At 73.3% G+C, this 5,690-nt stretch carries 6 protein-coding genes; 4 read left to right on the forward strand and 2 right to left on the reverse strand.

Going from position 1 to position 5,690, the window contains the following annotated elements; genetic code table 11:
* From D7X55_RS34705 to D7X55_RS34715, 3 genes are all read left to right on the forward strand, one after another.
* Positions 1-1,180: hypothetical protein (locus D7X55_RS34705; RefSeq protein WP_121725284.1), on the forward strand; the 1,180-nt coding region annotated here is incomplete at its 5' end.
* Positions 1,181-1,242: 62 nt separating this feature from the next.
* On the forward strand, positions 1,243-1,593 hold the full coding sequence (locus D7X55_RS34710; RefSeq protein ID WP_120551448.1) for a histidine triad nucleotide-binding protein: 351 nt from the start codon (positions 1,243-1,245) through the stop codon (positions 1,591-1,593).
* Positions 1,594-1,713: 120 nt separating this feature from the next.
* Complete coding sequence (locus D7X55_RS34715; RefSeq protein WP_121725285.1) at positions 1,714-2,484, forward strand: YoaK family protein; 771 nt, start codon at positions 1,714-1,716, stop codon at positions 2,482-2,484.
* Between the two features lie 7 nt (positions 2,485-2,491).
* Here D7X55_RS34715 and D7X55_RS34720 read toward each other — a convergent pair whose 3' ends face one another.
* Positions 2,492-4,732: a ferrichrome ABC transporter permease gene (locus tag D7X55_RS34720; RefSeq protein ID WP_120551450.1), complete on the reverse strand. Its 2,241-nt coding sequence runs from the start codon at positions 4,730-4,732 to the stop codon at positions 2,492-2,494.
* A 211-nt stretch (positions 4,733-4,943) separates the two neighbouring features.
* Here D7X55_RS34720 and D7X55_RS34725 point away from each other — a divergent pair, with 211 nt between their 5' ends.
* Entirely contained in the window at positions 4,944-5,429 is a 486-nt protein-coding gene (locus D7X55_RS34725; RefSeq protein ID WP_121725286.1) for a hypothetical protein, read from the forward strand.
* Between the two features lie 28 nt (positions 5,430-5,457).
* Here the strand turns inward: D7X55_RS34725 and D7X55_RS43660 are convergent.
* Positions 5,458-5,690: hypothetical protein (locus D7X55_RS43660; protein ID WP_158626470.1), on the reverse strand; the 233-nt coding region annotated here is incomplete at its 5' end.

Here is a 5,690-nt window from a genome sequence, read left to right on the forward strand (position 1 = left end):
CCCGGCCGGCTACCTGGGGCTGGTGAAGGGCTTCTTCGCCCTGGTGGGCGCGGCGACGGCGTGGGCCACGTGGCGGCTGTCGCGCGCGTCCGGGGCCTCCACCCTGGCGGCCTCCGGCGGGGCCGCCCTGTTCGCCCTGGCGTCGGTGCCCCTGTACTTCGCCCCCCGGGCCATGAGCGAGAACGCCTCCGTGCTGCCGGTGGTGCTGGGCCTGTCCCTGGCCCTGCCGAAGGCGGCGTCCCGGCGGGCCCTGGTGGCCGGGGCGTCCCTGCTGGGGCTGGCGGTGCTGCTGCGGCTGCAGAACGGCGTCTTCTGCGTGGGCCTGCTGGCGGTGCTCCTGTGCCGGCGCCAGTGGCGGCAGGCGGGCGTGGCGCTGGCGGTGCTGTCCGGGTGGGCGCTGGCCTTCGGCCTGTTGGACAAGCTCACCTGGGGCCGGTGGTTCCACTCGGCCATCGTCTACCTGGACTTCAACGTGGTGCAGGGCAAGGCGGCCCAGTGGGGCACGGAGCCCTTCGGCTACTACCCGCGCATCCTGCGCACGGCGATGCCGGTGCTGACCGTCGTCACCCTGGCGCTCGCCGTGCTGGCGGTGCCCCGGGCGTGGGGGCTGTCCTTCCTGGCCGCGGCCTTCTTCGTCCTGCACGCGCTGCAGCCGCACAAGGAGCTGCGCTTCCTGGTGCCGGTGCTGCCCCTGTTCGCGGCGCTCGCGGGCGTGGGGCTGGACTCCGTCCTTCGGGTGCTGCGCGGCACTCCGGCGCGGGCCACCGCCACGCTGGCGGTGGTGGCGGGGGCGCTGGTGTCCGGCGCGGACGCGGGGGCGCTCACCTTCGGAGACGTGGGCCAGTACGAGCGCGTGCGCCCCAAGGACAGCGCCTGGGACGACCAGGGCCCCGTCAACCGGCTGCTGGAGGCGGCGGGCCGGCGCGACGACGTGTGCGGCCTCAAGGTGGAGGCGGTGCACCTGGCGTGGACGGGGGGCTACAGCTACTTCCACCGGAAGGTGCCGCTGTATCCCCACACCGGCCCCGGCCGGGACTCCCGCCGGTTCAGCCACGTCATCACCCCGGCGGGCTTCGAGGGCGCGGGCACGCTGGTGGCCCGGGACGGCGCGCTGGCGCTGGTGAAACTGCCGGTGGCGGACTGCGCACCGGACCCCGGCTATTCATGGCGACTGCCCTGAGCGGGACAGTTCGAGCCTGAAAGGCCCTTCCGGCCCCACCGGCGGGTTGGTAAGCCACGGCCATGCCCGAATCCGACTGCCTCTTCTGCAAGATTCGCGATGGCCTCATCCCGGCGAAGATCGTCTACCAGGACGAGAACTGCCTGGCCTTCGAGGACATCAACCCCCAGGCCCCCACCCACGTGCTGTTCATCCCGCGCAAGCACATCGCCACGGTGAACGACATCACGGTGGAGGACCGGGAGCTGGTGGGCAGCCTCTACATGGGCGCGGCGAAGGTCGCGCGCGAGCGGGGCTTCGCGGACACGGGCTACCGCGTGGTGATGAACACCCAGCGCGACGCGGGCCAGACGGTGTTCCACATCCACCTGCACCTGCTCGCGGGCCGCACCCTGCACTGGCCGCCGGGCTAGCCGGCATCCGAGCCGCTTCCCGCCGTCCGCCCCGCTTCGCATGCCACGCGCGCGGGGGCGCCGGGTGTTAGCGTTCCGGGACGCGTGGCCCGCCCCTCCTCCCGGGCGGGCCCGCCCGTCATGTTCAGTGCCCAGTCGTCGCCACAATCCCGCCGTGCCTACTCCCGCCTCGCCGTGCTGCTGGCCTTCGTGGCCGGCGCGGTCAACGCCATGGGGTTCGTGGCGCTGGGCGCGCATGCGTCCCACATGTCCGGAAACATGGCCACGCTGGGCGAGTCCCTGGCCCAGGGCCGCTGGGACGCGGCGCGGCTGCCCGCGCAGCTGATGGGGTTGTTCGTCGCCGGGGCCTTCTGCGCCACGGGCCTGCTGGATGCCTCGCGGCACCGCACGCGGGGCCGGCACGTGGCCGCGCTGCTGCTGGAGACGCTGGTGCTGGGCGGCGTGGGCGTGGGCATGGCGTCCATGCCGGGCACGCGCGCGCCGGTGCTGCTCTGGGGCCTCGCCTTCGCCATGGGGCTGCAGAACGCGCTCGTCACGCGGGTGTCCGGCGCGGTGGTGCGCACCACGCACGTGACGGGGCTGCTCACGGACATCGGCATCCAGCTGGTGCAGATGCTGGCGTGGGTGCGCGACGGGCTGCGCGGCCACGGCGCGTCCGGGCTGTGGCTCCGCGTGAAGGATCTGCCCTCCGCCGTGCAGTTCGAGCGCACCCGGCTGCACCTGGGCCTGGCGCTGGCGTTCCTCGCGGGCTCCGCGCTGGGGCCGGTGCTGTTCCTGCGCCACGGCGCCGTGACGCTGGTGCTGCCGTGCGCGGTGCTGGGCGTGCTGGCCGCGCTGGACGTGCGGCTGACCGTCAAGCCCGCGCCCTCCCCCGCCGCGCCGGGCCACTGACCGCGTGTCAGGGCGCCGAGGGCTCGACGCGGGGCTGCACAGGCAGCGACGGGGCTTCCGGGGGCGCGTCCGTGACGTTCGGGTCGGCCCCGGCGCGGCCCTGGGCGCGGGGGCGCAGGGCCTGGAGCACGCTGCTGCGCTCGTCCGTCCAGACGTACTCCGGCTCACCGCGCAGCACCAGCCGGCGCACGCGCGCCCGGCCCGCGTGGAAGGTGGAGCTGCCGAAGAACTCCTTGTCCGGGCTGAGCAGCATCCACGCGCTGGAGACCGCGTCGCCCTCGCTGTCCAGCGCGACGAGCGCCGCGGTCAGGCCGTGGGCGCGCGCGTGCGCCAGGCTGATGGGCACCAGGTCCAGGTGCTGGTTGCTGATGTGCAGCGCCAGCACGCCGTGCGGCGCCAGGTGCCGGAGATAGAGCGCCACCGCCTCCTGCGTCAGCAGGTGCACCGGGATGGCATCCGAGCTGAAGACGTCCAGCGCCAGCACGTCGAACTGGTTGGAGCCGTGCTCCAGCTCCTGCTCCAGGGAGATGCGCGCGTCGCCTTCCACGACCTCCACGTGCGCGGGCGTGTCCTTCAGCGTGCTGAAGAAGCCGCCCTTGCCCCGCGCCAGGTCGATGATGACGGGGTTGATTTCATAGAAGCGCACGTCGTCGCCGGCGGCCATGAGCGTGGCGCTGTTGCCCACGCCCAGCCCCAGCATGCCCACGCGCAGGTGGGTGGGCAGCCCCAGCGCCTGGCGCCAGCGGCGCTGCTCGGCGAGCGCGAGCCCCAGGCCGGTGTCCTTCGTGTAGTACGCCGTGGGGATGTTCCGGCGCTCCGGGCGGATGTACTGCCAGCCGTGGGTGATGGCGCCGTGGCGCAGGGCGTACTGGTGCTGCTTGGGGTCCTCCGGGGACAGCTCCAGCACGCGCACCACGCCGAAGAAGTTGCGCGCGGCGAAGCGCACGCGCTCCAGGTCCGTGGCCACGAGCACCGGCAGGTGCACCGCCACGCCCACCAGCATCGCCCCGCGCAACAGGCGCTGCGTGCGCGCCGTTGGCGTCTCCTCTTTCGGCCCCCGCATCAGCCCCACGAAGGCGACCGCGCAGCACGCGGCCAGCGCCAGCGGGTGCTCCCAGTAGGTGTTGAAGAGCGCGGGCGCGACCAGGTTGACGAACACGCCGCCCAGCACGCCGCCCACGGACACCCAGAGGTAGAACGCGCTCAGGTAGCGCGGGGCCGGGCGGCGCCGGTACAGCTCGCCGTGGCACACCATGGCGCCCGTGAAGAGCGCGGACGCGTGGAAGAGCACCTGCCAGCCCAGGCCCAGCGCGGGGCCCTCCTTGTGCGCGTACGTCACCAGCACCACGGAGGCGATGAGCCCCACCGAGTACGGCGTGCGCGCGTAGAAGGACTCGCGGGAGAAGGCCAGGATGAAGGTGACCAGGTACACCGCCAGCGGCATCACCCACAGGAAGGGGCCCGCCGCCACGTCCTGCGACAGCTTGTTCGTCGTGGCCAGCAGCAGCACCGACGCGCACGTGCTCAGCGCCAGCCACGTCAGCGTGCGCCCCACGCCCGGACGCGCGGGTGCCATGGAGGCGCCGGTTGGAGCTTCGGCCGGAGCTTCGGCCGGAGCTTCGGGGACGTTCGTGGCGGGGGCCCGGCGCAGCAGGTCCCTGGCGCAGGCGAGGACGCAGAGGACGAAGACGACGAAGCCCACGGCCCAGCCCCAGGCCTGCGCGCCGCGGCCCACCCAGGGCTCCACGAGGAACGGATAGCCCAGCAGCGCCAGCAGCGAGCCCGCGTTGGAGAGCGCGTAGAGCACGTACGGCGAGCGCTCCGGCCGCGCGCGGGCGAACCACGACTGGAGCAGCGGGCCGGTGGTGCTGAGCACGAAGAAGGGCAGGCCCAGCGTGGCGGCCAGCATCCCCATCAGCCGGAGCACGGGCAGGTGCTCGTCCACCGGGCGCCAGCCGTCTCCCGGCGCCAGCGGAGAGCCCGTCCACGAAGCCCGCGCCGCGAGCGCCCCCAGCGCCACCATCAGCAGGCCCAGGTGCACGAAGGCCTGCGCGCGCGGACGCAGCCGGGAGGCCACCGCGTGCGCGTACGCGTAGCCCGCGAGCAGCACCGCCTGGAAGAACAGCATGCACGCGGTCCACACCGCCGGAGTGCCGCCGTACCACGGCAGCGCGTAACGGCCCGCCAGCGGCTGGACGCCGAAGAGCAGGAAGGCGCTGGTGAAGATGGCGAGGGCGTAGCGCACCATGCGGCCTCGGGGGCGGGGGAAGACGCACGGCGTAGGGGTCCCGCGCTCTGGGTGTTTCCCGCCAGGGAGACAGTCTTGTCAACACGGGCACGTTCCGGAGCCCGGCGGGCGGGCAGGCAGGCTTCCGCCGGGGTGGGTAGCCCCTGGGGACAGCCGACCTAACTTCCGGGACGGGCAGGCGCGGACATCCTCGCGCCCGAGGGAGAAAACCATGAAGGGCTTCAAGCGCGCGGTGGGGTTGGGACTGCTGGTGGGCGGCGCCCTGGGAGGCTGGGGCTGCGGCAACGATGCGCCCAAGGAGATGCGGGGGTTCCAGGACCCGGTGCAGATGCAGCACCGCTCCACCAATGATCAGGCCGGCGACACGGCGCAGAACGACCTGGGCCACCCCGCCAACGAGGGCGGCGGCGGCCGGTCGTTCAACAGCGACAGCAAGGCCGCCATGGGTGGCGGCAGCACGGCCCCCAACGCGATGGAGGGTGACCTCTCGCGGAACTCCGGCCAGCGGACGGGCGGCAGCGCGGAGCTGGGCACGGGGCTCGCGGAGAGCTACCGGGGCGCGCCGTCCTCGGAGGGCATCGGTGGCTCCGGACGCGACGCGGGCACCGGAATGATGGACGCGGGCACCGCGATGGACGCAGGGACCGGAGCGATGGACGCGGGCACGGGGAAGATGGACGCGGGCATGCGCCGCTGAGTCTCCGGACCTTCCCGCAGGGCGTCCATCAATCCTGACGGGCCTTCACGCGCTTCAGCTGCTCGTGCAGGTCCCTCACCTGCTTGAGGGTCGGCGTCTCACTGCCGCCCTGGGCGAAGTCGTCCGCCATCTTGTCGAAGAGCGTGCACTGCATCTGCATGGGCTCGCAGCCGTGGTTGCGCTTGAGCCGCTGGTAGAGCGTCTTCGTCTGCCTCCATTCCTCCTCCAGCTCCGTGGCGGCGGGAGCCTCCTTCGCCGCTG

It is taken from the genome of Corallococcus sp. AB049A, assembly GCF_003668885.1.
GTDB classification, from domain to species: domain Bacteria; phylum Myxococcota; class Myxococcia; order Myxococcales; family Myxococcaceae; genus Corallococcus; species Corallococcus interemptor.

Bases quoted from the DNA above. Each gene is read 5' to 3' on its own strand.
- D7X55_RS34715 (WP_121725285.1), top strand. From the start codon at position 1,714: ATGTTCAGTGCCCAGTCGTCGCCACAATCCCGCCGTGCCTACTCCCGC.
- D7X55_RS34720 (WP_120551450.1), bottom strand. From the start codon at position 4,732: ATGGTGCGCTACGCCCTCGCCATCTTCACCAGCGCCTTCCTGCTCTTC.
- D7X55_RS34725 (WP_121725286.1), top strand. From the start codon at position 4,944: ATGAAGGGCTTCAAGCGCGCGGTGGGGTTGGGACTGCTGGTGGGCGGC.
- D7X55_RS34710 (WP_120551448.1), top strand. From the start codon at position 1,243: ATGCCCGAATCCGACTGCCTCTTCTGCAAGATTCGCGATGGCCTCATC.